This is a genomic window from Bradyrhizobium sp. LLZ17 (assembly GCF_041200145.1).
Taxonomy (GTDB): domain Bacteria; phylum Pseudomonadota; class Alphaproteobacteria; order Rhizobiales; family Xanthobacteraceae; genus Bradyrhizobium.
Map to the genome: position 1 here is coordinate 6,665,418 of NZ_CP165734.1, position 25,378 is coordinate 6,690,795.

At 64.6% G+C, this 25,378-nt stretch carries 21 protein-coding genes; 9 read left to right on the top strand and 12 right to left on the bottom strand.

Annotated elements, in window-relative coordinates:
• Positions 1–22 precede the first annotated feature (22 nt).
• Positions 23–220, bottom strand: a complete 198-nt coding sequence (locus tag AB8Z38_RS31995) for a hypothetical protein (RefSeq protein ID WP_369721580.1) — start codon at positions 218–220, stop codon at positions 23–25.
• Here AB8Z38_RS31995 and AB8Z38_RS32000 point away from each other — a divergent pair.
• Complete coding sequence (locus AB8Z38_RS32000) at positions 219–1,385, top strand: acyl-CoA dehydrogenase family protein (protein ID WP_369721581.1); 1,167 nt, start codon at positions 219–221, stop codon at positions 1,383–1,385. The two genes, AB8Z38_RS31995 and AB8Z38_RS32000, sit on opposite strands and share 2 nt — an antisense overlap.
• A gap of 52 nt (positions 1,386–1,437) precedes the next feature.
• On the opposite strand, the gene AB8Z38_RS32005 is transcribed toward AB8Z38_RS32000, so the two are convergent.
• The 6 genes from AB8Z38_RS32005 to AB8Z38_RS32030 all read right to left on the bottom strand — a co-directional run bounded on the left by AB8Z38_RS32005 (position 1,438) and on the right by AB8Z38_RS32030 (position 5,276).
• Complete coding sequence (locus AB8Z38_RS32005) at positions 1,438–3,024, bottom strand: AMP-binding protein (protein WP_369721582.1); 1,587 nt, start codon at positions 3,022–3,024, stop codon at positions 1,438–1,440.
• 33 nt (positions 3,025–3,057) lie between these two features.
• The gene (gene upp / locus AB8Z38_RS32010) at positions 3,058–3,693 is read right to left on the bottom strand and encodes a uracil phosphoribosyltransferase (RefSeq protein ID WP_369721583.1); all 636 of its coding nucleotides are present in this window, start codon (positions 3,691–3,693) and stop codon (positions 3,058–3,060) included.
• A 146-nt stretch (positions 3,694–3,839) separates the two neighbouring features.
• A complete protein-coding gene (locus AB8Z38_RS32015; protein ID WP_369721584.1) occupies positions 3,840–3,968 on the bottom strand; it encodes a hypothetical protein in 129 nt (42 codons plus the stop codon).
• Positions 3,969–4,058: 90 nt separating this feature from the next.
• A complete protein-coding gene (locus tag AB8Z38_RS32020; protein WP_369721585.1) occupies positions 4,059–4,433 on the bottom strand; it encodes a hypothetical protein in 375 nt (124 codons plus the stop codon).
• Positions 4,434–4,480: 47 nt separating this feature from the next.
• Positions 4,481–4,672 (bottom strand): hypothetical protein, encoded by a 192-nt coding sequence (locus tag AB8Z38_RS32025; protein ID WP_369721586.1) that lies wholly within the window; start codon positions 4,670–4,672, stop codon positions 4,481–4,483.
• Between the two features lie 136 nt (positions 4,673–4,808).
• Positions 4,809–5,276: a hypothetical protein gene (locus AB8Z38_RS32030; protein WP_369721587.1), complete on the bottom strand. Its 468-nt coding sequence runs from the start codon at positions 5,274–5,276 to the stop codon at positions 4,809–4,811.
• 632 nt (positions 5,277–5,908) lie between these two features.
• On the opposite strand from AB8Z38_RS32030, the gene AB8Z38_RS32035 reads away from it, so the two are divergent.
• From AB8Z38_RS32035 to AB8Z38_RS32060, 6 genes are all read left to right on the top strand, one after another.
• Positions 5,909–5,998 carry a K(+)-transporting ATPase subunit F gene (locus tag AB8Z38_RS32035; protein ID WP_038965694.1) on the top strand — a complete coding sequence of 30 codons (90 nt, stop codon included), beginning with the start codon at positions 5,909–5,911 and terminating at the stop codon, positions 5,996–5,998.
• Between the two features lie 103 nt (positions 5,999–6,101).
• Positions 6,102–7,805 carry a potassium-transporting ATPase subunit KdpA gene (gene kdpA / locus AB8Z38_RS32040; protein ID WP_369721588.1) on the top strand — a complete coding sequence of 568 codons (1,704 nt, stop codon included), beginning with the start codon at positions 6,102–6,104 and terminating at the stop codon, positions 7,803–7,805.
• 18 nt (positions 7,806–7,823) lie between these two features.
• The gene (gene kdpB / locus AB8Z38_RS32045) at positions 7,824–9,938 is read left to right on the top strand and encodes a potassium-transporting ATPase subunit KdpB (RefSeq protein WP_369721589.1); all 2,115 of its coding nucleotides are present in this window, start codon (positions 7,824–7,826) and stop codon (positions 9,936–9,938) included.
• Positions 9,939–10,090: 152 nt separating this feature from the next.
• Positions 10,091–10,696, top strand: a complete 606-nt coding sequence (locus AB8Z38_RS32050) for a K(+)-transporting ATPase subunit C (RefSeq protein WP_369721590.1) — start codon at positions 10,091–10,093, stop codon at positions 10,694–10,696.
• 40 nt (positions 10,697–10,736) lie between these two features.
• Positions 10,737–13,460, top strand: coding sequence for a DUF4118 domain-containing protein (locus AB8Z38_RS32055; RefSeq protein WP_369721591.1), 2,724 nt, complete (start codon positions 10,737–10,739; stop codon positions 13,458–13,460).
• A complete protein-coding gene (locus AB8Z38_RS32060; protein WP_369721592.1) occupies positions 13,457–14,146 on the top strand; it encodes a response regulator in 690 nt (229 codons plus the stop codon). The genes AB8Z38_RS32055 and AB8Z38_RS32060 overlap by 4 nt, the downstream gene beginning before the upstream one ends.
• Before the next feature lie 170 nt (positions 14,147–14,316).
• Here the strand turns inward: AB8Z38_RS32060 and AB8Z38_RS32065 are convergent, their stop codons facing one another.
• Entirely contained in the window at positions 14,317–15,198 is an 882-nt protein-coding gene (locus AB8Z38_RS32065; RefSeq protein WP_369721593.1) for a Ku protein, read from the bottom strand.
• A 120-nt stretch (positions 15,199–15,318) separates the two neighbouring features.
• Here AB8Z38_RS32065 and ligD point away from each other — a divergent pair, with 120 nt between their 5' ends.
• Positions 15,319–18,006: a DNA ligase D gene (gene ligD / locus AB8Z38_RS32070; RefSeq protein WP_369721594.1), complete on the top strand. Its 2,688-nt coding sequence runs from the start codon at positions 15,319–15,321 to the stop codon at positions 18,004–18,006.
• Between the two features lie 108 nt (positions 18,007–18,114).
• Here ligD and AB8Z38_RS32075 read toward each other — a convergent pair whose 3' ends face one another.
• Entirely contained in the window at positions 18,115–18,279 is a 165-nt protein-coding gene (locus AB8Z38_RS32075) for a DUF3309 family protein (protein ID WP_084298933.1), read from the bottom strand.
• A gap of 163 nt (positions 18,280–18,442) precedes the next feature.
• On the opposite strand from AB8Z38_RS32075, the gene AB8Z38_RS32080 reads away from it, so the two are divergent.
• Positions 18,443–18,760 carry a polyhydroxyalkanoic acid system family protein gene (locus AB8Z38_RS32080; RefSeq protein WP_369721595.1) on the top strand — a complete coding sequence of 106 codons (318 nt, stop codon included), beginning with the start codon at positions 18,443–18,445 and terminating at the stop codon, positions 18,758–18,760.
• Positions 18,761–18,763: 3 nt separating this feature from the next.
• Here the strand turns inward: AB8Z38_RS32080 and treY are convergent, their stop codons facing one another.
• The 3 genes from treY to glgX are packed head-to-tail and all read right to left on the bottom strand — an operon-like array spanning position 18,764 to position 25,378.
• Positions 18,764–21,547: a malto-oligosyltrehalose synthase gene (gene treY, locus AB8Z38_RS32085; RefSeq protein ID WP_369721596.1), complete on the bottom strand. Its 2,784-nt coding sequence runs from the start codon at positions 21,545–21,547 to the stop codon at positions 18,764–18,766.
• 1 nt (position 21,548) lies between these two features.
• A complete protein-coding gene (treZ, locus tag AB8Z38_RS32090) occupies positions 21,549–23,303 on the bottom strand; it encodes a malto-oligosyltrehalose trehalohydrolase (RefSeq protein WP_369721597.1) in 1,755 nt (584 codons plus the stop codon).
• Entirely contained in the window at positions 23,300–25,378 is a 2,079-nt protein-coding gene (glgX, locus tag AB8Z38_RS32095) for a glycogen debranching protein GlgX (protein WP_369721598.1), read from the bottom strand. Before glgX ends, treZ begins: the two co-directional genes overlap by 4 nt.

Sequence of the window (25,378 nt, forward strand, 5' to 3'; positions counted from 1 at the left end):
CAGAATTTATGCAAGTTCCATGCTAGGGCGGGCCGGCGTCGGAAGATACGGCCCTGCGATGCGCTGGTCTCACCGACAGGCCTGCCCCGCGTCCCGCCAGTTCTGCGTTGCTGGCATACGGAATATCGATTATCAGCCGGGCGGCGCGCACAAAGCTGCCCAAGGCATATATGCCGCCGCCTTCGGCCGTCGCGGCTCCGATCAGGGAGATCAACAGCATGGATTTCGCGCTCACCGATCAGCAGGAAGCCATTCGCGACGCCATCGCCAAGATCTGCGAGGGCTTTGACGATGCCTATTGGCTGAAGAGGGATCACGATGGCGGCTTCCCGCATGATTTCCACAAGGCGCTGGCCGATGCGGGCTGGCTCGGCATCTGCGTGCCGGAAGCCTATGGCGGCTCGGGCCTCGGCATCACCGAAGCGGCGATCATGATGCGCACGATCGCGGAATCCGGCGCGGGCATGTCGGGTGCGTCCGCGGTGCACATCAACGTGTTCGGGCTCAACCCCGTCGTCGTGTTCGGCACTGAGGAGCAGCGCAAGCGCATGCTGCCGCCGATGGTCGAGGGCCGCGAGAAGGCCTGCTTCGCCGTCACCGAACCCAACACCGGCCTCAACACCACGCAGCTCAAGACCCGTGCGGTCGCCAAGAACGACCGTTACATCGTCAACGGCCAGAAGGTCTGGATCTCGACCGCCCAGGTCGCGCACAAGATCCTGCTGCTGGCCCGCACCACGCCGCTGGAGGAGGTGCGCTCGCCGACGCACGGCTTAAGCCTGTTCTATACGGATTTCGACCGCAACAAGATCAAGGTCCACGAGATCGACAAGATGGGTCGCAAGGCCGTCGATTCCAACGAGCTGTTCTTCGAGGATTTCGAGATCCCGATGGAGGATCGCATCGGCGAAGAGGGCAAGGGCTTCCAGTACATTCTCGAAGGCATGAACCCCGAGCGCATCCTGATCGCGGCGGAAGCCGTCGGCCTCGGCAAGCTCGCGCTGTCGCGCGCGACCGAATACGCCAAGACGCGCGTCGTGTTCAATCGGCCGATCGGCAAAAATCAAGGCGTCCAGCATCCGCTTGCGGTGAACTGGGTCGAGCTCGAGGCCGCCTGGCTGATGGTGATGTCGGCGGCCTGGCAATATGATATGGGCTTGCCCTGTGGCGCCGGCGCGAACGCCGCGAAATATCTCGCGGGCGAAGCCGGATACCATGCCTGCGAGCAGGCCGTCATGACCCATGGCGGTTTCGGTTACGCCAAGGAGTTTCACGTCGAGCGCTATTTGCGCGAAGTCTTGATCCCGCGCATTGCACCAGTCAGCCCGCAGCTCGCGCTCAGCTTCATCGCGGAGAAAGTGTTGGGCCTCGCCAAGTCGTACTAGGCGACAGTTTGGTCGGAGACAAACCTCGCGAGCTATCCCGAGTTGGCCGAGCCTATTCGGCGGCGATCCATTCCAGCGCCATGGCGCGGAGCTGGGCGCGCTGGATTTTGACACCATTGGCGCTGTCGGTAACGGGGAAGGCGTCGACAACATAGATCCGCGCCGGGATCTTGTAGCCCGCGAGCCGTTCGCGCAATTGCGCGGTGAGCGCGTCCTGCTGCGGCGTTGCTTGTTGTGGCTCCCGGGCCGGGATCACGAAAGCGACGCAGCGGGCCTGCCCCTTCAGATCGACCGCGACGACCTGGGCATCGGCAACGCCGGTGCAGGATTTGAGCTCATCCTCGATCTCGCCCGGCGCAACCAGAAAACCGCCGAGCCGCATGGCGTCGCCTGCGCGGGTCTCGTAGACGAAGGAGCCGTCGCCGCGCAGACGGCCGATATCGCCGGTGCGGAAGAAGCCGTCCGCGGTGAGGGCGTCGCGCGTTGCCTCCGGGTTGTTGAAATAGCCGAGGAAACACGATGGCGCGCTGATCTCGATTTCGCCGGAGACGCCGTCGGCTGCAAGCGCGCCGGTTTCGGTGTCGCGCACGCGCACATTGGCCCGCGGTGACATCGGCCAGCCGCCGCCCTCGATGCGATCGGCAAAGCCGTCGCTTGCGCGGCCGATCGAGAACAGCGCCTGCACCTCGCTCGAGCCGTAGAGGCCGTACAGTGGCACGCCGCGCGCCTCAGCCGCAGCGGCAAGCTCGCGCCAGCCTGGCTGAAACGCAGCGAAGCCGAACAGTTCGAGATGCGGAAACGGGCGTGGCGCATCGGTGAGGGCAAGGGTGCGGCGGAACATCTCGTCGGAGCCGAAGCTGTGCGTGATCTTGTGCTTGCTCAGGATAGCCAGCGCCGAAGCCGCCTCGAAGGCGTCGAGCACGTGGACGGTCACGCCGGCGGCCAGGCATGCGAGCAGGCCGGTCATGCCGAAAGTGCCGCAGAACGGCAGCATGGCGAGCAGCGAATGTTTTCGCGGATCAAGCTTGAGCGCCTTGGCCACCGACGCGGCATGCGTGGCCAGCGTCCTCTGCGAATGCGCGACCAGTTTTGGTCCCTTGGTGGTGCCTGACGTTGTGTAGAGCAGCACGGGGAGTTCGACGTCCTCCGGAGCTGGCGGCACAACCGGATAGGATTTCTCAAACGCGTCAAAGCGCACGTAAGGCCAGTGCGCGGGAATTGCATCCGCGCCGAGCACCGCAAGCTGTCGGAGCGCAGGGACATCGGTGGTGGCGATGTCGGCGAGAATGGCCGCGAAATCGATGGTGCGAAAGGCAGGCTCCAGCACCAGCAGCTTCGCGCCGGACAGCTTCAGGAGATGAACGACTTCGGCGCTGCGATAGCGCGTGTTGACGGCGGCTATGACTACACCGAGACGAGCGGCGGCAAACAGCAGGGCGATCCACTCGACCCGGTTGACCAGCCAGACCGCGACGACATCGCCCTTCCCGATGCCGAGCGCGGCAAGCCAGGTCGCAGTCTGCTCGACCTTCAGGGAAAATTCCGCGCGCGAGACGGGCGTGCCGTCGAACACGAAAGCGGGGTGGACGGCGGTCTCCGGCCCGATCAGCGAATGCAGTGAAAAATCGTCGGCGCGCATGGCAATCGGAGTAACCCGACCGCGCGAACCTGTCTACTTGGTGCCGAACATCCGGTCGCCGGCATCGCCGAGACCCGGCACGATGTAGCCGTGATCGTTGAGCCGCTCGTCGATCGCAGCGGTCCAGATCGGCACGTCGGCATGCTCGCTCTGGAACTTCGCGATGCCTTCGGGGGCGGCGAGAAGGCAAACGAAGCGGATGTCGCGGGCGCCGCGGTCCTTGAGCAGGGAGGCGCCGGCGCAGGCCGAATTGCCGGTCGCCAGCATCGGATCCATCAGGATCACGGTACGGTCGGACAAATCCTGCGGCGCCTTGAAGTAATATTCCACGGCCTGCAATGTTTCGGGGTCGCGGTACAGCCCGATATGGGCGATGCGCGCCGACGGCATCAGTGCCAGCATGCCATCGAGAAAGCCGACGCCGGCGCGCAGGATCGGCGCCAGCGTAAGCTTCTTGCCGGCGATCTTCGGCGCCTGCATCGGCGAGATCGGCGTCTCGATCTCGACCAGCTCCAGCGGCAGGTCGCGCGTCACCTCGTAGCCAAGCAGCATCCCGATCTCGTTCAGCATCTCGCGAAAGCTCTTGGTCGAGCGATCCTTCTCCCGCATCAGCGAAAGCTTGTGCTGGACCAGGGGGTGGGCGACGACGTTGACGTTGTTGGTGCTCATGAAGCCGCTCTACACGGTTCCGCGAAACTGCGCCAGATCGGCCGAGGTTTTTCCGCGGGATATGCGGCCTTGGCGAGGCCTGCGGTTCGCGCCCTGTTGCTCGCCCTGCGGGCAGGCGATGCTCAATTCGCGGTCGACCGCCCCTGCTAGACCCCGAGCCCGCGCGCCACGAGGGTGATGACGATCGTCAGGATCGAGCCCCAGACCAGGCTCAACGTCATGGTCAGGATGGTCGTGGTGACCGCGTGCTCGAGATTTTCCTTCAGGAGTTGCATTTTAGGTGTCCGAGGCGGGCTCTGCGGTGATACGCCTGCCGAGGAGCAGCAAGCCGATCAGCGCGACCATCATGGCGATCTTCAGCTCGATCATGTCCGCTGCCGTGTGATCACGCGTGCCAAGAGCTGCTTGGCTCCCTCCAACAATCGTGCAGCCAGCACGATCAGCGGATTGCCCCCGTTCTCGAGGTCGAGCTCGAAGGATTCAGTGGGGAACACCAACGCGCAACGCACCGGCTCGCTCTGATGGTTTGCGAAATCGACCGCGGAGCTCTTCAACAGGAAGACACCGCCGATGCGTCCGTTCGCCTCGCGCGCGACCCAGAGGCCGGCCTTGTTGCGGCCGATGAAGAACGCGGGAATGGAGGCGCTGACGACATCGGGATCGAGCGGCTTGAGCATTGCCGCGTGCGCCTGCGGGGCCTCAGGCCGGCGACGGGCAGCTTGAACAGCAATCGCGGCCATGGCCGCCTCCTCACACATGTGCAGGGTCATGACGGGCACGGGTGCCCTCAGGCGGGGAGATGCCAGACGAAGATCGCGGTTTTCAGCGCGATGAGCCCGGCGAGCACGCTACCCATTGAGAGCACGGCCAGCACGCGCAGCACGACGCGCTTGAGCTGGGCCTGACGCGCGTTCGAGATCCACGCCGGCCGTTCCGCCCAGCTAAAGGGCCGTTCAAAACCATGTGTAAGCATCGACATTTTAGGAGTGTCCTTCGTCTCTCCAGCGGCCGTTTCGGCCGCCGCTAGTCTGTTCCGTATGATGAGCGCTGCGGCATAGGAATGCGAGACGAGCGGCGGTTCTGTCATATAGCAACGTCATAAGCGCCCGCCTGATCTAGCCGAAATTATCGCAGGCGACCGGCTCGTAGAGCGGGTCCGGCGCCGGACGTACGGAGGGAACGCTCGGCCGCGGCGCGTCCATGGCCAACGCCTGGACTTCGATGAAAGCCGACAGCAATGCGAGCGCAAGATCGGCGTGGCGGGCCTCGACCGCGGCGTCGAGCCAATCCGGCAATTCGCGTTCGCGCGAAATCGCGCAATGCCATTCGCCCTCGTCATAGGCGATGCGGCGGACCTGCCACAGCGGTAGTTCAAGCTCCATCAGTGCCAGCGCGGCATCGGCCCAGGCCTCGGCATCGATCAGACGCGCGAGGCGCGCGGTGCGTTCGCTCTGTGCGAGCGAGGGGAGGCGGCGACACGCCTTGTCGATGATCTCGAGCAGCAACGGCCGCGTCATCGCCTGCACGTTGCGCAAGCGATCGTTGAGCGAGGGTGGATCGTAGTGGCGGAGAGCGGCGATCATGTCAGGCTTCCCGGATTGGGCGTCGGTCAGTCGGCCGGCCTCTCCAGGATGGCGGGAGGGGCATTTGAAAACGAGACGGGGAAGGGGCGGAAGATATAGGGATTTCATAAGTGCTGGGGATGGGGCGGTGAGGGACGCAATGCGCTGCCGACACCTCACTGTCGTCCCGGCGAAGGGCGGGACCCATTCCCCCCAGGGAGAAGTTGTTGCGCCAAGCTCTCAACCCCGAGCCTTCGCCAAACAAGATCCTGTGGTTATGGGTCCCGGATCTGCGCTTTCGCTTCGCTGCGCTTGTCCGGGACGACGGGCGAATTGCCTCGCATGCCTCGTCTGACCGCGCCACCGGGCTCCGTCCTTATGAGATTCCTATAAGTTCGCGATAGTCCTCGTCTCGAAAACCTATGTCGGTGGTGGCACTTCAGCACGGTCAAAAGTGCCGGCTGCTGCTGTGGAAGCGCGCTTCCGCATCCGCATAGGCCGCCGGACGCCCGAGAAGCGGTTGCGCCAGGCATGAGAGGCGCAACGAGGAGTTTTCCCATGATGGACGTTCTAATGCTGGCGCTGGGCTTCGGCTTCTTCGCGCTCGCGATCGGCTACACCTACGCCTGCGAACGGCTGTGAGGGAGCGGACCATGATCTTCGATTATGCGCTCGCCGGTGCCGTCTCGTTCGGCCTGCTGTTCTACCTCACCTACGCGCTGCTGCGACCCGAGCGATTCTGACCGTGCTGCTTCTCCAATTGCTGCTGGCGGGTGCCGCGACGCCGGCTGCGTGCGGTGCTGATGCCGCTATCGCGCCGGACACCAAGCCTGAAGGGTTAATGCCATGACTGTGATCGGTTGGCTCCAGATCATTCTTTTCTGCGCGCTCGTCGTCGCGCTGACCAAGCCGCTGGGCTGGTACATGACACGCGTCTTCAACGGCGAGCGGACGTTGCTGTCCCCGGTGCTGCGTCCGATCGAGGCCGGCATCTACTGGATCTCCGGCGTCGACGAGAAGCGCGAGCAGCACTGGGTGACCTATACGGTTGCGATGCTGCTGTTCCATATCGGGGGCTTCCTGATCATCTACGGCACGATGCGGCTCCAGGCCGTGCTGCCGTTCAATCCGGCGGGGCAGGGCGCAGCGGCTGAGGATCTCTCCTTCAACACCGCGATCTCCTTCATCACCAACACCAACTGGCAGAACTACGGCGGCGAGAGCACGATCTCATATCTCGTGCAGATGGTGGGCCTGACGCACCAGAACTTCCTGTCGGCGGCAACCGGCATCGCGCTCGCGGTGGCCCTGATCCGCGGCTTCTCGCGCGCCTCGATGCGCACGGTCGGCAACTTCTGGGTCGACGTGACACGCACCACGCTCTACGTGCTGCTGCCGATCTGTGTCGTCTACACGCTTTTCCTGGTCTCGCAGGGCATGCCGCAAACGCTCGGCGATTATGTCGAGGCCACGACGCTTGAAGGCGCCAAGCAGACCATCGCGGTCGGCCCCGTCGCCTCGCAGGTCGCGATCAAGATGCTCGGCACCAATGGCGGCGGCTTCTTCAATGCCAATGCCGCGCACCCGTTCGAGAACCCGACCGCACTGTCGAACTTCGTGCAGATGATCTCGATCTTCGCGCTCGGCGCGGCGCTGACCAATGTGTTCGGCCGCATGGTCGGCGACCAACGCCAGGGCTGGGCGATCCTTTCGGTGATGGGCGTGCTGTTCGTCGCCGGTGTCGCCGTCACCTATTGGGCGGAAGCCAGCGGTACCTCGATCATGCATGCGCTCGGCCTGACCGGCGGCAACATGGAAGGCAAGGAAGTACGCTTCGGCATCGTCGCGTCCTCGCTGTTCGCGGTAATCACCACGGCCGCCTCGTGCGGCGCGGTCAATGCCATGCATGACAGCTTCACCGCGCTCGGCGGCATGATTCCGCTGATCAACATCGAGCTCGGCGAGATCGTCGTCGGCGGTGTCGGTGCCGGGATGTACGGCATGCTGCTGTTCGTCATTCTCGCGATCTTCGTCGCAGGGCTCATGGTCGGCCGCACGCCGGAATATGTCGGCAAGAAGATCGAGGCGCGCGAGGTCAAGATGGCGATGCTGGCTATTCTCGTGCTGCCGCTGATGATCCTGGGCTGGACGGCGGTCGGCGTGGTCTATCCGCCCGCGGTCGCCTCGATGGCCAATGCCGGGCCGCACGGCTTCACCGAGGTGCTCTACGCCTACACCTCGGCGACGGGCAACAACGGTTCGGCCTTCGCAGGGCTGACCGGCAACACCTTCTTCTACAATTTGACGCTCGCCAGCGCGATGTTCGTCGGCCGCTTCTTCATGATCATCCCGGCGATGGCAATCGCCGGCTCGCTCGCCGCCAAGAAATCCATCCCGCCGTCGGCCGGCACGTTCCCGACCACCGGCGGACTGTTCGTCGGCCTCGTCGTCGGCGTGATCCTGATCATCGGCGGTCTCACTTTCTTCCCGGCCCTCGCGCTCGGCCCCATCGTCGAGCACCTCGCGATGAACGCCGGCCAAATCTTCTGATTGATTGGAGTGACCTCCATGGACACCATGAAACTGCAAAAACGCGCTTCCGGCTCGGCGATGCTCGATCCCCGGATCGTCGTACCGGCGATCCGCGCGTCCTTCGCCAAGCTCGACCCGCGGCTGATGATCAAGAACCCCGTGATGTTCGTGGTCGAGATCGTGGCCGCGCTCACCACCGTGATCTTCCTGCGCGACCTCGTCACGGGCGGTGCAGATCTTGGCTTCACCTTCCAGATTATCCTCTGGCTCTGGTTCACGGTGCTGTTCGCCAATTTCGCCGAAGCGGTGGCCGAAGGGCGCGGCAAGGCCCAGGCCGACTCATTGCGCAAGACCCGCACCGAAAGCCAGGCCAAGCTTCTGACCGGTACCGGTCATGCTTTCACACTGGTACCGGGCACGACCCTCAAGGTCGGCGACATCGTCGTGGTCGAGGCCGGCGACACGATTCCCTCCGACGGCGAAGTGATCGAAGGCGTCGCCTCCGTCAACGAAGCCGCCATCACCGGCGAATCCGCGCCTGTGATCCGCAGATCCGGCGGCGACCGCTCGGCGGTAACCGGCGGCACGCAGGTGCTGTCCGACTGGATCCGGGTCCGCATCACCGCGGCACAAGGCTCGACCTTCATCGACCGCATGATCAAGCTGGTCGAGGGCGCCGAGCGGCAGAAGACGCCGAACGAGATCGCGCTCAACATCCTCCTGGCCGGCCTCACCATTATCTTCGTGTTCGCCACCGTCACGATTCCGAGCTATGCGGCTTATGCCGGCGGCTCGATCTCCGTGGTCGTGCTGGTCGCGCTATTCGTGACGCTGATCCCGACCACCATCGGCGCGCTGCTCTCGGCTATCGGCATTGCCGGCATGGACCGGCTGGTCCGCTTCAACGTGCTGGCGATGTCCGGTCGCGCCGTCGAGGCCGCCGGCGACGTCGACACGTTGCTGCTCGACAAGACCGGGACGATCACGCTCGGCAACCGCCAGGCAACCTCGTTCCGTCCCGTGCGCGGTGTCACCGAGCAGGAGCTTGCCGATGCGGCTCAGCTCGCTTCGCTCGCCGACGAAACGCCGGAGGGCCGCTCCATCGTGGTTCTGGCCAAGGAGAAATACGGCATCCGCGGCCGCGACATGGCCGAGTTGGGCGCGACCTTCATTCCGTTCACGGCGCAGACCCGCATGAGCGGCGTCGACGCCGGCGGCTCGTCGGTGCGTAAGGGCGCGGTCGATGCGATGCTCAACTATGTCGGCGGCGGCGCACCGCTGGCCGTTGCCTCCGGCAACGCGGCCCGTGCCATTCAGCCCGCTGCCCTTTCGGATATCGGCCGTGAGGTTCAGGCCATTGCGGACGAAATCGCCAAGGCCGGCGGCACCCCGCTTGCGGTCGCCAGGGACGGCAGGCTGCTCGGCGTCATCCAGCTCAAGGACATCGTCAAGGGCGGCATCCGCGAGCGTTTTGCCGAGCTGCGCCGCATGGGCATCCGCACCATCATGATTACCGGCGACAACCCGATGACGGCCGCCGCGATCGCGGCGGAAGCCGGCGTCGACGACTTCCTGGCGCAGGCAACGCCCGAGGACAAGCTCAAGCTGATCCGCGACGAACAGGCCAAGGGCAAGCTGGTCGCGATGTGCGGCGACGGCACCAACGACGCGCCGGCGCTCGCGCAGGCAGATGTCGGCGTCGCCATGAACACGGGCACGCAAGCGGCGCGCGAGGCCGGCAACATGGTCGACCTCGATTCCAACCCGACCAAGCTGATCGAAGTTGTCGAGATCGGCAAGCAGCTCCTGATGACGCGCGGTGCGCTGACGACGTTTTCGATCGCCAATGACGTCGCGAAATACTTCGCGATCATCCCGGCGATGTTTCTGGCGTTCTACCCGCAGCTCAACGTACTCAATGTCATGAACCTGTCGAGCCCGCAAAGCGCCATCCTGTCGGCGATCATCTTCAACGCGCTGATCATCATCGGGCTGATTCCGCTCGCGCTGAAAGGCGTCGCCTATCGTGCGGTCGGCGCCGGCGCGCTGCTCCGCCGCAACCTGCTGATCTACGGGCTGGGCGGTATCGCCATTCCCTTCATCGGTATCAAGGCGATCGACCTCGCGGTGACCGCTTTGCATTTGGCTTAACGCGTCATTGCGAGGAGCGAGATCTCTGTCATTCCGGGGTGCCTCGAAGAGGCGAGCCCGGATCTCGAGGTTCCGGGTTCGATGCTTCGCATCGCCCCGGAACGACGGCAGGGATGCTCCGCTCGAGATGACGAAATAACTGGAGACCTAACATGCTCAGAGAAATTCGCCCCGCCATCGTCCTGTTGCTGGTGCTCACCGCCATCACGGGCCTGGCCTATCCGCTCGCCATGACCGGAATTGCCGGCATGCTGTTTCCCGCCCACGCGCAAGGCAGCTTGATCGAGAAGGACGGCAAGGTCGTCGGCTCGGCACTGATCGGGCAGGAGTTCAAGGATGACAAATATTTCCACGGCCGGCCGTCGGCGACGCTGGCGCCGGACCCGGATGATGCGACCAAGACGGTGCCGGCGCCTTACAATGCCGCCAACTCGGGCGGCTCCAATCTTGGCCCGACCAGCAAGGCGCTGGCCGACCGGCTGAAGGAAGATGTGGACGGGCTGAAGGCCGAGAACCCGAATGCCGCCGTCCCGGTCGATCTGGTCACGACGTCGGCCAGCGGCCTCGACCCTGACATTTCGCCGGAGGCGGCGCAATTCCAGGTGCCGCGCGTGGCTAAGGCGCGAAATTTGCCGGACGCTCAGGTCAGCCAACTCGTGGCGGCCAGCACCCAGGGCCGTCTGTTCGGCCTGCTTGGCGAACCGCGTGTCAACGTATTGGCGCTGAACCTTGCGCTCGACCGCGCCACCGCGAAATAGCGGTCTAGGCCCGCGGCGACCGAATGATTATATTGGCCTGATGGTCCGAGAGCGCCGCGATCCCGAACAACGTCCGTCTCCTGAGGCGCTGCTGGAAACAGCACGCCGGGAGGAGAGCGCGAGCGGCAAGCTCAAGATCTTCGTCGGCGCCGCTCCCGGCGTCGGCAAGACCTACGAGATGCTGCAAAGCGCCCACGCCAAGCGCAAGGCCGGCATCGACGTCGTGGTCGGCTTTGTCGAGACCCATGGCCGCGCCGAGACCGAGGCGCTGGTGCGCGGGCTGGAAGTGATCCCGCGCAAGACGCTCGACTATCGCGGCCAGATCGTCGAGGAGATGGACCTGGACGCCGTGATCGCGCGGCGGCCGAAAATCGCGCTGGTCGACGAGCTCGCGCACACCAACGCCGCCGGCTGCCGCCACCCCAAACGTTACCTCGATGTCGAGGAGTTGCTGTCCAACGGCATCGACGTCTACACCGCGGTCAACATCCAGCACATCGAAAGCCTGAACGACGTCGTCGCGCAGATTACTCATGTGCGGGTGCGCGAAACCGTGCCGGATTCGGTGTTCGACCGCGCCGACGGGATCGAGCTGATCGACCTCACGCCCGACGATCTGATCCAGCGGCTGAAGGAGGGCAAGGTCTACGTGCCCAAGCAGGCGGAGCGGGCGCTCGAGCATTACTTCTCGCCCGGCAACCTGACAGCCTTGCGCGAGCTCGCGCTGCGGCGGACGGCCGAGCGGGTCGACGAGCAGCTTCTGACCCACATGCAGGCGAACGCCATCGCCGGCCCCTGGGCCGCGGGCGAGCGCATTCTCGTCTGCGTCAGCGAGGACCCGCGCGCGGCCGGGCTGGTGCGCTACACCAAGCGACTCGCGGACCGGCTGCACGCGCCGTTCACCGCTGTCTCGATCGAGACGCGGCGCTCGCTCCAGCTCTCCGACGCAGAGCGCGACCGGCTCGCCGATACGCTGCGGCTTGCCGAATCGCTCGGTGGCGAGGCGCTGACCATTCCTGCCGCCGGCCGCCGCATCGCCGATGATGTCGTCAATTTCGCGCAAGGCAACAACGTCACCCAGATCGTGATCGGCAAGTCGAGCCGCTCGCGCTGGTTCGAGATGACGCGCGGCTCCGTCGTGCACGATCTGGTGCGCAGCGCCGGGAATATCAGCGTTCACGTCATTCCGGGCGACGATCTGCCCGGCGAGTCCGCGCCCAAGGCTGCGGTGCAGACCGCGGCCCGTTCGGAGCCGTTCAATCCGCTGCCCTATGTCAAGGCGCTCGGCATCGTGCTGCTCGGCCTCGGCGCAGCCGAGCTGATCCAGCCACGATTCGGCATCGAGAACGTGGATCTGGTGCTGCTGACGGCGGTGGTGGCGGTTGCGGTCCGTTATGGATTGTGGCCGTCGCTGCTCGCGACTGTCGCGGCCTCGCTGTGCTACAATTTCTTTTTCCTACCGCCGATCTACACCTTCACGATCACCGATCCGACCAATGTCGCCGCCTTCGTCCTGTTCATGGTGGTTGCGATGATCGTCTCCAATGTCGCGGCGCGGGTGCGGACGCAGGCCGATTCCGCTATCGGCCGCATCAGGACCACCGAACAACTCTATGCGTTCAGCCGCAAGCTCGCCGGCACCGCCACGCTCGACGACGTGCTGTGGGCCACCGCCTATCAGATCGCGCTGATGCTGAAAGTCCGCGTCGTGCTGCTGCTGCCGGAGGACGACCTGCTCACGGTGAAGTCCGGCTATCCGCCCGAGGACCAGCTCGACCAGGCCGACCTTGCCGCCGCCAACTGGGCCTGGAGCAATGATCGTTCCGCCGGCCGCGGCGCGGATACTTTGCCAGGCGCCAAGCGGCTGTTCCTGCCGATGCGGACCGGGCGCGGCCCGATCGGGGTGATCGGCATCGACAATGACCGTACCGGTCCGCTGCTGACGCCGGAGCAGCGCCGGCTGCTCGACGCGCTGGTCGACCAGGGCGCGCTCGCGATCGAGCGCGTGCAACTGGTCGAGGACATGGACCGCGTCAAGCGCACCGTCGAATCCGAGCGGCTGCGCTCGGCGCTGCTGACCTCGATCTCGCATGATCTCAAGACGCCGCTGGCGTCCGTGCTGGGCGCTGCTTCCACCATGCGCGATCTCGCCGCCGCGCTGTCCGACAGCGAGAAGCGCGACTTGCTCGCGACCGTGATCGACGAATCCGAGCGGCTCAACCGTTTCATCGCCAATCTGCTCGACATGACCAAGCTCGAATCCGGCGCCATCGTGCCCAACACGGCGCTGCACGATCTCGGCGAGATCGTCGGCAGCGCGCTGCGGCGTGCCAGCAAGATCCTGACCGCGCACAAGGTCGAGCTGGTCTTGGCGGCTGATATGCCGATGCTGCAGTTAGATGCCGTACTGTTCGAGCAGGTGCTGTTCAATTTGCTCGACAACGCCGCGAAATACTCGTTGCCTGACACCACGATCTCGATCAAGGGCCGGCGCGAGCGAGATCAGGTGCTGCTCCAGATCTCCGACGAGGGCGACGGCATTCCGCCCGACGAGCTCGAGATCGTGTTCGACAAATTTTATCGCGCGCAGAAGGGGGACCATGTCCGGCCCGGCACCGGGCTCGGGCTCGCCATCTCGCGAGGCTTCGTCGAGGCGATGCAGGGCACGATCTCGGCCGCCAACCGCGGCGACCGCAGCGGCGCGGTTCTGACGATCCGTCTGCCCGTTCCGGCCCCGACCCAGGCATTGGATACCGCCGCATGAGCGCTGCTCCGATCAAGGTTCTGGTCATCGACGACGAGCCGCCGATCCGAAAATTGCTCCGCATGGGGCTGACGACGCAGGGTTATGAGATCCTGGAGGCGTCAAACGGCAAGACGGCGCTGGAAAAGCTCGGTGAAGACCCGGCGCTGATCATTCTCGATCTCGGCCTGCCCGACATTCAGGGCCACGAGCTGCTGCGCACGATACGCGCGCGCAACGAGGCCGTGCCGATCGTGGTGCTGTCGAGCCGTGGCGACGAGGCCGGCAAGGTGCAGGCACTTGATCTCGGCGCCGACGATTATCTGACCAAGCCGTTCGGCATGGACGAGCTGCTGGCCCGACTGCGCGCCGCGCTCCGGCACCAGCTCCAGGTCCAGGGCGAGCGCCCGGTGTTCCGCAGCGGCGATCTCTCCGTCGATCTCGTGCGCCGGATCGTCAAGGTCGGCGAGCGCGATGTGAAATTGTCGCCGAAGGAATACGATCTTCTGCGCGTGCTGGTCCAGCACGCCGGCAAGGTGCTGACCCATCGCTTCCTGCTCAAGGAGCTCTGGGACGAGCTGACCGACGCGCAATATCTGCGGGTCTATGTCCGCCAGCTCCGCCAGAAGATCGAAGCCGATCCGGAGCGTCCGCAATATGTGCTGACCGAGACGGGGATCGGGTACCGGCTGAAGGCGGGGGATTAGCTGTTCACGTGAGACAATCCGTCATGGCCGGGCTTTGTCTCGGCCACGACCACTGGGATGGTGGCGCACGCCTGCATCAACATCGTCATTGCGAGCGCAGCGAAGCAATCCAGAGTCCCTCCGAGGAAAGATTCTGGATTGCGTCGCTACGCTCGCAACGACGGAGCTGATCAACCCGCCTTGCGGTGCCGCGCCGTCGAACGGTGCGTCTTCTTCGCAGCTCGTTGCCGGCCGGTCGCCCGGCGTGGGTGGGACTTGGCGGACTTTCCGCCGCCGCGCCCCTTCAGGCTCTGCTTCAGGGCGTCCATCAGGCTGACGACGTTGCTCGGCCGCTCCTCGGGCTCGGGAAGCTCGATCTTCTTGCCGCTCGCCTTGCGCTTCACCAGCGCCTTCAGCGCATCCTCGTACTCGTCCTTGAATTTGCCGGGGTCGAAATGCGCGGCCTTGGTGTGGAGGATGTGGCCGGCGAGATCGACCATGTCCCTGGTGATCTTCGGGCTCTTGATGTCGTCGAAGAACTGGTCCTCGTCGCGCAGCTCGTAGGGATAGCGCAACGTGGTGCCGAGCAGGCCCTTGCCGAGCGGTTCGATCGCCATGACATGCTCGCGGTTGGTGAGCACGATCTTGGCGAGCGCGACGCGGTCCTGATCCTTCATGGCGTCGCGGATCACCGCAAAGGCATCAATCGCGGCCTTGCCGTCGGGCGCGATGTAATACGGATGGTTGAGGTAGCGCTGATCAATCTCCTCGCTCGGCACAAAGCTCTCGATGTCGATGGTATGGTTGCTTTCGATCTGCACTGCCTCGAGCTCCTCCGGCTCGATCTCGACATATTTGCCCTTGCGCAGCTCGTAGCCGCGTCCCTTCTGCTCGCTCTCGACGATGTCGCCGGTCTCGGAATCGACCATCTGCTGCTTCAACCGGTTCCCGGTCTCGCGGTTGATCAGGTGAAACCGGGTCTTCTCGGCCGCGGTGGCGGCGGGGTAGAGTACGACGGGGCAGCTCACCAGCGAGAGCTTCAGCGTCCCTTTCCAATAGGCGCGGGGAGCCATTCCATTCTCCAACGTTTTCAAGGCCTTTCAGGAACTCCAACCGGGCTCCGGGGTTTTGGTTCCGGGGGCGAGTCCGGCCATGATAGGCTCGGGCAAGCGTGGAAGAATGCAGGATCAACCGTGCTGAGAAACCTCTCCACCTATCGCAAGAAGCGGGATTTCGAGATCACGCCCGAGCCGTCCGGGGCCACGGCAGTCGCGCCGTCGACCCAGCGGCGGTTCGTGATTCAAAAGCACGATGCGACGCGGCTCCATTATGACCTTCGTCTGGAGTTCGACGGCGTCTTCAAGTCCTGGGCGGTGACGAAAGGACCCTCGCTCGACCCGCACGACAAGCGGCTGGCCGTCGAGGTCGAGGACCATCCGCTCGATTACGGCGATTTCGAAGGCACCATTCCGGAAGGCCAGTATGGCGGCGGCACGGTGATGCTGTGGGACCGCGGTTATTGGGAGGCGGAGGATCCGGACCGCGGCTTCAAGAAGGGCGACCTGAAGTTCACGCTGCACGGCGAAAAGCTGCACGGCAGCTGGGTGCTGGTGCGCATGCGCAATGACCGCAGCGGCGGCAAGCGCACCAACTGGCTCCTGATCAAGCACCGCGACGAATATGCGCGAGAGGCCAAGGACAACACCATTCTCGATGAAGACAAGTCGGTCGCCTCCGGACGTGCGATGGAGCAGATCGCCGAGGGCAAGGGCCGCGCGCCGAAGCCTTTCATGCGCGCGAACGGCGCCAAGGCCAAGGCCGATGCGGTGTGGCAGTCCAATCGCACCGAGGAGCCGAAAGGCCACACGGTCAAGCCGGCCCCGCGCGCTGCGCTAAAGGGTGCCAAGACAGCAAAGAAAGCCGCGACCGCTACCAACGCCAAAAAAGTTTCGGAGATGCCGGATTTCGTGGCGCCGCAGCTCTGCACTTCGGTCGAACGCCCACCTGCTGGCGAAGGCTGGTGCCACGAGATCAAGTTCGACGGCTATCGCGTGCAGCTTCGGGTCGAGGACGGCAAGGCGGCGCTGAAGACCCGCAAGGGCCTCGACTGGACCGACAAGTTCGCCGCGATTGCCAAGGAAGCGGCCGCGCTACCGGATATGATGATCGACGGCGAGATCGTGGCGCTCGACCACAACGGCGCGCCGAATTTCTCCGCGCTTCAGGCCGCGCTGTCGGACGGCCAGTCCGAAGATCTCATCTTCTTTGCTTTCGACCTCCTGTTCGCCGAGAGCCTCGACTATCGCAGCCTGCCGCTCGGCGAGCGCAAGTCCCGTCTCAAGGAGCTGTTGGATGCGCGCAAGCGGAAATCGACCCAAATCCGCTATGTCGAGCATTTCGAGAGCGGCGGCGATGCCGTGCTGCAATCCGCCTGCAAGCTCGAGCTCGAAGGAGTCGTGTCCAAGAAGCTCGACGCGCCCTACCGCTCCGGCCGCACCGAGAGCTGGACCAAGGCGAAATGCAGGGCCGGCCATGAGGTCGTGATTGGCGGCTACAAGACCACCAACGGCAAATTCCGCTCACTGATGGCCGGCGTGCATCGCGGCGATCACCTCGCCTTTGTCGGCATGGTCGGTACCGGTTTCGGCGCCGACAAGGTGAAGCGTATCATGCCGCTGTTGAAGGCGGCGGAAGCGAAGCAAAGCCCATTCGGCGGCAAGAATGCGCCGAAGAAAGCCCGCGAGGTGCACTGGCTCAAGCCGGAGCTTGTCGCGGAGATCGAGTTCGCCGGCTTCACCGCCGACGGCAACATCCGTCAGGCCGCTTTCAAGGGCCTGCGGCAGGACAAGCCGGCCGCGGAGGTCGAGGCCGAAACGCCCGTCGATGTTAAACTTGCCAAGCCCTCGGCCGACACGCGGACCAAGTCGCGCGCGAAGGCGAAGCCCGCAAGCGCCCCGAAACAGAACGGCCAAAGCGCCGAGGTCATGGGCGTCGTCATCTCCAAGCCGGACAAGGAGCTCTGGCCCGAGGATCGTGAGGGCGAGCCGGTCACCAAGCTGGATCTCGCGCGCTATCTCGAAGCCGTCGGCGACTGGATGATCGTCCATCTCAAAGGACGGCCCTGCTCGCTGATCCGCGCGCCCGATGGCATCAAGGGCGAGTGCTTCTTCCAGCGCCACGCCATGCAGGGGACGTCGAATCTTCTGGAACTCGCAAGGGTCTCCGGCGATCGCAAGCCGTATCTGCAGATCGATCGGGTCGAGGGGCTCGCGGCCGTGGCGCAGATCGGCGGCGTGGAGTTGCACCCCTGGAATTGCGCGCCCTATGCCTATGACACGCCGGGCCGTCTGGTGTTCGACCTCGATCCGGCGCCGGACGTGGAATTTGCCGTGGTCGTCGAAGCGGCAAAGGAGATGCGGCAACGGCTGACCGCTCTCGGGATGGACAGCTTCTGCAAAACCACCGGCGGCAAGGGCCTGCATGTCGTGGTGCCCTTGCTCTACGGCGCGCGCGACAAGGTGAGTTGGAAGGAAGCCAAGGCCTTCGCGCAAGGCGTCTGCCAATGGATGGCTGATGACGATCCCGAGCGCTATCTGCTCAACATGTCCAAGAAGCTGCGCAAGGGAAAGATATTCCTCGACTATTTGCGCAATGATCGCATGTCGACCGCGGTGGCGCCGCTCTCGCCCCGCGCGCGCGATGGCGCGACCGTGTCGATGCCGGTGACGTGGACGCAAGTGAAAAGCGACCTTGATCCGAAGCGATACACGCTGCGGACCGTGCCGGGATTGCTGGCGCGCTCAAAGGCCTGGGACGGCTATGACGATGCGGCCGCGCCGATCAAGGCCGCGATGAAGAAGCTCGCGGCGAAAGTGAAGTAGCGTGGGCAAGTGAACTAGGGTGGCAAAGCGGAGCGTGCCCACCGTCGTACTGGTTGCGGCGAAAAAGGTGGGCACGGCGCAACAGCGCCTTTGCCCACCCTACGAGAACTAGATTCGCCCCATCAGCAGCAGGATCAGCAGGATGATGATCACGAGCCCGAGCCCGCCGCCGCCGTAATAACCGGTGCCGTAGAACGGGCCACCGCCGATGCCGCTGAAGCCGCCGAGCAGGGCGATGACCAGGATGATCAGAATGATCGTACCGATAGACATGCGAAACTCCTCCAGCCCTTTGTCAGAGGGTTGTGTTTGTACGTTGTGCCACGGCAACTTGCCGCAGGTTTGAAAGTTCCGCGTATGAAACAGGATGGCAGGCGGCAAGCGCATGGAACCTTTGCCCGTGCGGCCGACATAATGAGTTGAGGATCGCAGGATCATGTCGGCACCGCTCGTCGTTTCAATTCCCCATCGTCTCGGCCGCGAAGAGGCTATACGACGGCTCAAGAGCGGCCTTGGCCGTGCGGCGGCCAGCATTCCCGTCATGCAGGTGGAGGAGGAGCGCTGGAGCGGCGACAGCATGAATTTTCGCATCCGTGCGCTCGGCCAGATCGCGAGCGGCCAGGTCGATGTCACCGACGACCACGTCAACGTTCAGGTGGTGCTGCCGTGGTTATTGCAGCGCTTTGCCGAAATGGCGCAGGCGACGATCCGCAAGCGCGGGCAGTTGCTGCTGACAAAGGACGACGGAAAGTAAGCTTCAGGCGCGGAGGCGCTGCCGCGCGGGCTTGACCGCGCCTGCGGTGCGTGCCTCGACCACGGCCGCGGGAAGTTCACGAAAAGCCTGTGCAACTTGCAGCGCGTTTCTCGTCAAGCCCGGCGCGGAATAGCCTGCGATATTGATGGTCGCGTCGAAGCCTTCCAGCACGGGCCATTCGCGGCCCGTTTGCGTAAATGGCGCGAACTGCCGTCCGACCACGACGATCGCCGCGTCACGGCCATGTCGCCGGGCGAAGGCGATGACATGCTCCGCGTGCGCGCCCCGCACCTCCAGCGGTTGGTAGTCGCCATGGGCGAAGACGTCGGCGAGTGCGTTGCGCAGCTTGAGCAGCCGCCGCGTCCAGGCGAGTTTGATCTGGCCGTCCGGCCAGCTCTTGATCAGGCCGCTCCAATCCCGGTTGTCCGGCGAGCTCAGGGCTGCATGCCTCGCGGCAAAATCCACCGGGCGGCGGTTATCGGGATCGACCAGCGACAGGTCCCAGAATTCGGTGCCCTGGTAGAAATCAGGAATGCCGGGCAACGTTGCCTTCAGCGTGAGCTGGCTCAGCGAGTTCAACGCGCCCAGCAGCGCGACGCGGCGCGCCAGGGTTTGCAGCGACTCCAGAAATTCGGCGGACTGCGCGGGATCGAGGATTGTCGCGATGAAGCTCCGCACGCCCGCTTCGTACGCCTCATGCGGATTGAGCCAGCTCGTCTCTTCCTTGCCCTCGCGTGCGGCCTTGAGCGCGTAGGCCTGGATGCGCTCCACGAAATCGCCGCCGAGCCCGTCGAGCGGCCAGGCGCCGAGCAGGGTCTGGTAGAGCATATATTCGAATGTGGCCGACGGCGCGCGCAAATTACCATCCAACGCGAGATGCGGCGCGTTCAGGACTTTCCAGCGCGAAACCATGCTGGTCCATTCGCCGGGAATTTCACTCAGGGCTGCGATCCGCGCGCGAGCGTCCTCGCCGCGTTTGGTGTCATGCGTGGCCGTTGCCGTCATGCCGTGCGGCCATTCCTTGGCGCGGGCCCGCATGGCCTCGTGGAAAGCGGGAACGGTGAGCCCATTGCTGGCGGGATCGCCGCCGACCTCGTTCAGGGCGAGCAGCCGGTGGAATTGATAGAAGGCGGTGTCCTCCAGCGACTTCGCCATCATCGGTCCGGTGAACTGCTGCACCTTGAGTGCAAAGCGGCGCACTCTTGGGGCGCTATGCGGGGGGCGGTCGGGCTTGAGCAGGTCCATGGTGAGCGCATCGCGCAGGAAGTCGAAAATGCCCTCGTCCGCGGCGAACCATTCAGCGCGGGCGCGTTCGATGGTATGGTCGATCAATTTGCGGTCGTGCGCGGCGGGCGCGCCGGTCGTGAGATAGGTGCGGTACACCGGGAAGTGCAGCACGTAGAGTTCGAGCGCCTGCCGCAGGCTGTCGGCGGAAAAGTCCCGGCTCGAATAATGCCCGTTGGCGATGCGTGCGAGCAGGCGCGTCAGCACGATGAATTCGCTGGTGAGCAAGGTCTCCAGCACGCGCCGCTTGGCATCCTTGACGTAAGGCGCAAGCCGCGGCGGCCGGTTGCTGATTTGCCGCCAGGTCTCGTCCAGTGCCTCCAATCCCTTGGGATCGACCAGCACATGGGTGATGACGTTCAACCATTCATAGCCGGTGGTGCCTTGAACGCCGGCGAAGTGCGGCAGGCGCTCGTGCTCGCACAGGATCTTCTCGATGACGGTAAAGAACGGCTTCGTCGTGCCTTGCGCGTCGCGCACCAGCCGGCGCAGCCGCTGGCAATATTGCGCGGAGTCGCGCAGGCCGTCGATGTGATCGAGGCGGATGCCCTGCAATTTGCCCTCGGCGACGAGCTGCTTCACCAGCCGATGGGTGGCGGCAAACGTGCCGGGATCCTCGACGCGGAGGCCGGCGAGCCCGTTGACGTCGAAGAAGCGGCGGTAGTTGATGTCGCTGGACGCGAGCCGCCAATGAGCGAGCTTGTAGTGCTGGCGCTCCAGAAGATGATGCAGCGCCAGTGTCTGCGCCGGACGATCCTTGGCCGCGCGATAGGCGCCAAGGCCGTTCGCGATGATTTCGGCGGCGCCCGCGATCTGCTTCAGCTCGGCCTTGAAGCCGGGCGCTTCCTTGCGATTCGGCCGGCGCAATCCCGTGTAGCGGGTCGCGAGCGAAAGCAGGCGCTTGCCAGCCTCCGTCTCTGCGGCATCCGCCTCTTTCACCACCGCCCGCAGCATTTCGCCATAGCGCTCCGGTGCGATCGGCAGGCGATGCTCGAAATACCAGACCGAAAAGCTGCCCTCGTCGGGGTCGTAGCGCAGTTCGATCTCGCCGCGCTCGAGCGCTTCGCCATAGGACGCGCCGAGGATCGGCAGCAGCACGCCGCCGCGGGCACGGTAGGCCAATTGATCCCAATCGATGTCGAAGGAAACCGCGTGCGGCGAGGCCTGGCCCCACTCCAGAACGTCCAGCCACCACGGATTGTCGGCAAAATGCACGCCGACATGATTGGGCACGAAATCGATGATGAGTCCGAGATCGTGCTGCTTGAGCGCGTCGCTCAGCCGCGCGAAGCCGGGCTCACCGCCCAGTTCGGGATTGAACTGGCTGTGATCGACTGTGTCGTAGCCGTGGGTCGAGCCCTTGCGGGCCTTCATCACCGGCGACGCGTAGAGATGCGTGATCCCCAGCGCCTTCAAGTACGGCACCACGGCGGCGGCCTTGTCGAAGTCGAAATCCGCCGTGAGCTGGAGGCGATAGGTCGCGAGAGGAATGGCCGGAGGCATGCTAACCTCCGAGGCGCCAGACTACTGACCACGGCAAGAGCCGGTCGCTGGCCGCGCCGCCCCAGATCGGCGTGCCTGCGTTGTTGTCCGAATGCGCGATGTCCTTGTCCGACAGATTGGCGGCGAGCCGCAGTATCGCGCCATCGCCCATACGCCAATGTGCGGTCAGCAAACCATTGTCGCCGGCCCGGGCGTCGCCGAAACTCGCCCCCTTCAGCCGCGGCGCGATCTGCTTGCGGCGAAGCGAGAGCAGCTCGCGCACCAAAGCCAATCGCTCGTTCTGTTCCGGCGTACGGCTGTCCCAGTCGAGCACGGCCGATTGCAGCGTGGCTGGATCGAGCGGATCGGGTACCTCGTCGCCATATTTTTCGTAGGCCCAGGCATATTCCCGCTTGCGCCCCTTGCGCACCGCGTCAGCCAGTCCGCCCTGGAAATCGCAGAAGAACGGGAAGGGCGCTGTCGAGCCCCATTCCTCGCCCTGAAACAGCATCGGCACCATCGGCGCAAGCAGCGTCACTGCGAGAGCGGCCTCGATCTGGCGCGGCGGTGCCAGGCTCTCGAGCCGATCGCCCAGCGGCCGGTTGCCGATCTGGTCGTGGTTCTGGAGAAAGTTGACGAAGGTTGCCGGCGGCAGCTCGCCGCTTGGCTCGCCGCGTGGCTTCTTGCCCCAGAATTCCGAGATTTCGCCCTGATAGACGAAGCCCGACGCGAGCGCGCGCGCAAGGTCCATACGCGGCGTCTGGTAATCTGCGTAATAACCGGCGAGTTCGCCGGTCAGCATCACATGCCAGACGTGATGATAGTCGTCGTTCCACTGTCCGCGATATTTTCCGTTCGGCGGCTCCTGCGCGGCATCGAGCAGGCTCGCCTGGTTGTCGCCGTTCTCCAGCACGAGATGGATGTGTCGTCCCGTGGCCTTGGCGAGCTCGCCGGCGGCAACGCTCAGCTCCTGCAACATCGACTGCTCGCCGGGGATCGTCATGATGTGATTGGCGGCATCCAGGCGCAGACCGTCGAAGCGGTAGTCGGCGAGCCAGGACAGCGCATTCTCGACCGCAAAGGCCCGTACCTGCGGCACCCGATAGTCGATCGTGCTGCCCCAAGGTGTGTGGGCATCGGTGAAGAAGGTCGGCGCGTAGCGGCCGAGGTAATTTCCCTCGGGGCCGAAGTGATTGTAGACCACGTCGAGAAACACCATCAGCCCGCGCAGATGCGCCTCGTCGATCAACGTCTTCAAGTCTTCGGGCCGGCCATAGACGCTGTCGGGCGCGTACCACAGCACGCCGTCATAGCCCCAGCCGCGGCGGCCGGCGAAATCGGCCAGCGGCATCAATTCGAGTGCGGTGATGCCGCTGGCAGCCAGATGATCAAGCTTGTCGATCATGGCGCGGTAAGTGCCTTGCGGCGTGAACGTACCGACATGGGTCTCGATCAGCACCGTCTCTTCCCAGGGGCGGCCGCGCCAGTCCCTGGCGCGCCATTCAAACGCCGCCTGATCGATCACCTCGCTCGGGCCGGATACGTCCTCGGGTTGGAATGCCGAGGCCGGATCGGGCACGTCGATCTCGTCGTCGATCCTGAATTTGTATTGGCTCCCGGCGCTCAGGCCGGCGATGTCGGCCACATACCAGCCATCCTCGCGCCGCCGCATGGCATGACGCCGTTCGAGCAGGAGGTCGACGCGTCGTGCAGCCGGAGCCCACAGGCGGAACGACACGCCCTCATTCGTCGGCCTGGCGCCGAAGGACGGCCTCATCGCGCGCCCGCGAACGCAAGCACCGAGCGCGGCGGCGCCTTGCTGTCGCTTCCGGGCAGGAAGTCAGTCGTGTTCAGCTTGGCGTCTGTCGTGTTCAGGACCTGCAGCCAACTCTTGTATTCGCTCATCTTGGGCAATCTGAATGCGATCTCTTCGGGGGCGGCGTTCAGAACGATAAAGATCGCAGCCCCGCCGGGTTCCACCGGCCCCATCACATAGGAGAGGAACCTCCCTTCCGGGAATTTCCAGTCACTCTCCGTCATCTCGTCGCCGGCAGGGGTCAGCCAGAGCGCACCGTAGGAGACGCCGTCCGCGGGACGGCCGTCGAGCCAGCGGTGGCTGCGAAGCTGCGAGAAGCGGCGGCGGATCTCGGCGAGCTGCGCAACGAAATCGACCATGTCGTCGCTGTCCTTGCCTAGATTGTCCCAGCCGATCCACCCGATCTCATTGTCCTGGCAATAGGCGTTGTTGTTGCCGGACTGCGAGTTGCCGACCTCGTCGCCGGCCAGAAGCAGGGGAACGCCCTGGGCCAGCATCAGGCAGGCGAGCACGTTCTTGCGAAGCTGCCGGCGCAGGCTGAGGATTTCCGGATCGTCGGTTGGTCCCTCGACCCCGCAATTGTTGCTGTGGTTGTCGTTGGAGCCGTCGCGATTGTCCTCGCCATTGGCCTCGTTGTGCTTCTCGTTGTAGCTGAACAGATCGGCCAGCGTAAAACCGTCATGCACCGTGATGTGGTTGATGCTGGCGCGCGGCCGCCGTCCATCGTGGTTGAACAGGTCCGAGGACGCCGTCATGCGGCTGGAGATGTCGCCGATCAGGCTGCCTTCGCCGCTCCAGTAGCGGCGCATGGCGCTGCGATAGCGATCGTTCCACTCCGACCATTGCGAGGGGAATGCGCCGACCTGATAGCCGCCGAGGCCGAGGTCCCAGGGCTCGGCGACGAGCTTGACGGTCGCCAGCACCGGATCCTGCCGGATTGCCGTCAGGAACGAGATGCCGCGATCGAAACCGTTCGGCCCGCGCGCGAGCGTGGTGGCGAGGTCGAAGCGGAAGCCGTCGACGTGGCAGACCTCGACCCAGTAGCGCAGCGAATCCATCACCATCTGGAGCACGCGCGGATGGGTCAGGTTCACCGACGAACCGCAGCCGGTGAAGTCGTCGTAGTAGCGCGGGTTCTCTCGGTTCAGCCAGTAATAGGAGGCATTGTCGATGCCGCGGTAGCATAGAGTCGGGCCGAGATGATTGCCTTCAGCGGTGTGGTTGTAGACGACGTCGAGCATCACCTCGATGCCGGCATCGTGCAGCCGCGCGACAGTGGTGCGGAAAGAATCGAGCGCATTGTCCTGGGCGTAGCGCGGCTCCGGCGCGAAAAACGACAGCGTATTGTAGCCCCAATAATTGGCGAGCTTCTTCTCCACCAGCACGCGGTCGTCGACGAACGCGTGAATCGGCAGGAGCTCGACCGTGGTGACACCGAGCTTCTTCAGATGCTCGATCATCGCGGGCGACGACAGGCCGGCATAGGTGCCGCGCAGGTTCGGCGGCACGTCGTCGCGCTTCTGCGTCAGGCCCTTGACGTGGGCCTCGTAGATGATGGTGTCCTCCCAGGGGATGTTGGGCCTGATCTCGCGCCGGCCCCAGTTGAAGGTCTCGTCGAGGACGACGCCCTTGGGCATGCCGCGGGCGTTGTCGCGCCGGTCGAACGACAGGTCCTCGCGCGCGCTGCCGGTGCGGTAGGCGAAATGTGCGTCACTCCAGACCAAGCGTCCGGCGAGCCGCTTGGCATAGGGATCGAGTAGCAGTTTGTTGGCGTTGAAGCGGTGGCCGTGCTCGGGTTCATAGGGACCGTGGACGCGATAGCCGTAGAGCTGACCAGGCGAGACGTCGTTGAGATAGCCGTGCCAGACATCCTCGGTGCGCTCGGGCAGTTCGATGCGTTCGAGCTCACGGCGGCCCTGACTGTCGAACAGGCACAGCTCGACATTTTGCGCATTGGCGGAAAACAGCGCGAAATTGGTGCCGCGCCCGTCCCAGCTTGCACCGAGGCGTGCGGGCGATCCAGCAGTCAGGCGCAT

Excerpts from the sequence above, each read along its gene's own strand:
- AB8Z38_RS32020 (WP_369721585.1), bottom strand. The coding sequence starts at position 4,433 with ATGGCCGCGATTGCTGTTCAAGCTGCCCGTCGCCGGCCTGAGGCCCCG.
- AB8Z38_RS32065 (WP_369721593.1), bottom strand. The coding sequence starts at position 15,198 with ATGGCTCCCCGCGCCTATTGGAAAGGGACGCTGAAGCTCTCGCTGGTG.
- kdpA (WP_369721588.1), top strand. The coding sequence starts at position 6,102 with ATGACTGTGATCGGTTGGCTCCAGATCATTCTTTTCTGCGCGCTCGTC.
- AB8Z38_RS32080 (WP_369721595.1), top strand. The coding sequence starts at position 18,443 with ATGTCGGCACCGCTCGTCGTTTCAATTCCCCATCGTCTCGGCCGCGAA.
- AB8Z38_RS32000 (WP_369721581.1), top strand. The coding sequence starts at position 219 with ATGGATTTCGCGCTCACCGATCAGCAGGAAGCCATTCGCGACGCCATC.
- AB8Z38_RS32030 (WP_369721587.1), bottom strand. The coding sequence starts at position 5,276 with ATGATCGCCGCTCTCCGCCACTACGATCCACCCTCGCTCAACGATCGC.
- AB8Z38_RS32015 (WP_369721584.1), bottom strand. The coding sequence starts at position 3,968 with ATGCAACTCCTGAAGGAAAATCTCGAGCACGCGGTCACCACGACCATC.
- AB8Z38_RS32005 (WP_369721582.1), bottom strand. The coding sequence starts at position 3,024 with ATGCGCGCCGACGATTTTTCACTGCATTCGCTGATCGGGCCGGAGACC.
- AB8Z38_RS32060 (WP_369721592.1), top strand. The coding sequence starts at position 13,457 with ATGAGCGCTGCTCCGATCAAGGTTCTGGTCATCGACGACGAGCCGCCG.
- treY (WP_369721596.1), bottom strand. The coding sequence starts at position 21,547 with ATGCCTCCGGCCATTCCTCTCGCGACCTATCGCCTCCAGCTCACGGCG.
- treZ (WP_369721597.1), bottom strand. The coding sequence starts at position 23,303 with ATGAGGCCGTCCTTCGGCGCCAGGCCGACGAATGAGGGCGTGTCGTTC.
- AB8Z38_RS32055 (WP_369721591.1), top strand. The coding sequence starts at position 10,737 with ATGGTCCGAGAGCGCCGCGATCCCGAACAACGTCCGTCTCCTGAGGCG.
- AB8Z38_RS32025 (WP_369721586.1), bottom strand. The coding sequence starts at position 4,672 with ATGTCGATGCTTACACATGGTTTTGAACGGCCCTTTAGCTGGGCGGAA.
- AB8Z38_RS31995 (WP_369721580.1), bottom strand. The coding sequence starts at position 220 with ATGCTGTTGATCTCCCTGATCGGAGCCGCGACGGCCGAAGGCGGCGGC.
- AB8Z38_RS32035 (WP_038965694.1), top strand. The coding sequence starts at position 5,909 with ATGATCTTCGATTATGCGCTCGCCGGTGCCGTCTCGTTCGGCCTGCTG.
- kdpB (WP_369721589.1), top strand. The coding sequence starts at position 7,824 with ATGGACACCATGAAACTGCAAAAACGCGCTTCCGGCTCGGCGATGCTC.
- upp (WP_369721583.1), bottom strand. The coding sequence starts at position 3,693 with ATGAGCACCAACAACGTCAACGTCGTCGCCCACCCCCTGGTCCAGCAC.
- glgX (WP_369721598.1), bottom strand. The coding sequence starts at position 25,378 with ATGCGCCTGACTGCTGGATCGCCCGCACGCCTCGGTGCAAGCTGGGAC.
- AB8Z38_RS32050 (WP_369721590.1), top strand. The coding sequence starts at position 10,091 with ATGCTCAGAGAAATTCGCCCCGCCATCGTCCTGTTGCTGGTGCTCACC.
- AB8Z38_RS32075 (WP_084298933.1), bottom strand. The coding sequence starts at position 18,279 with ATGTCTATCGGTACGATCATTCTGATCATCCTGGTCATCGCCCTGCTC.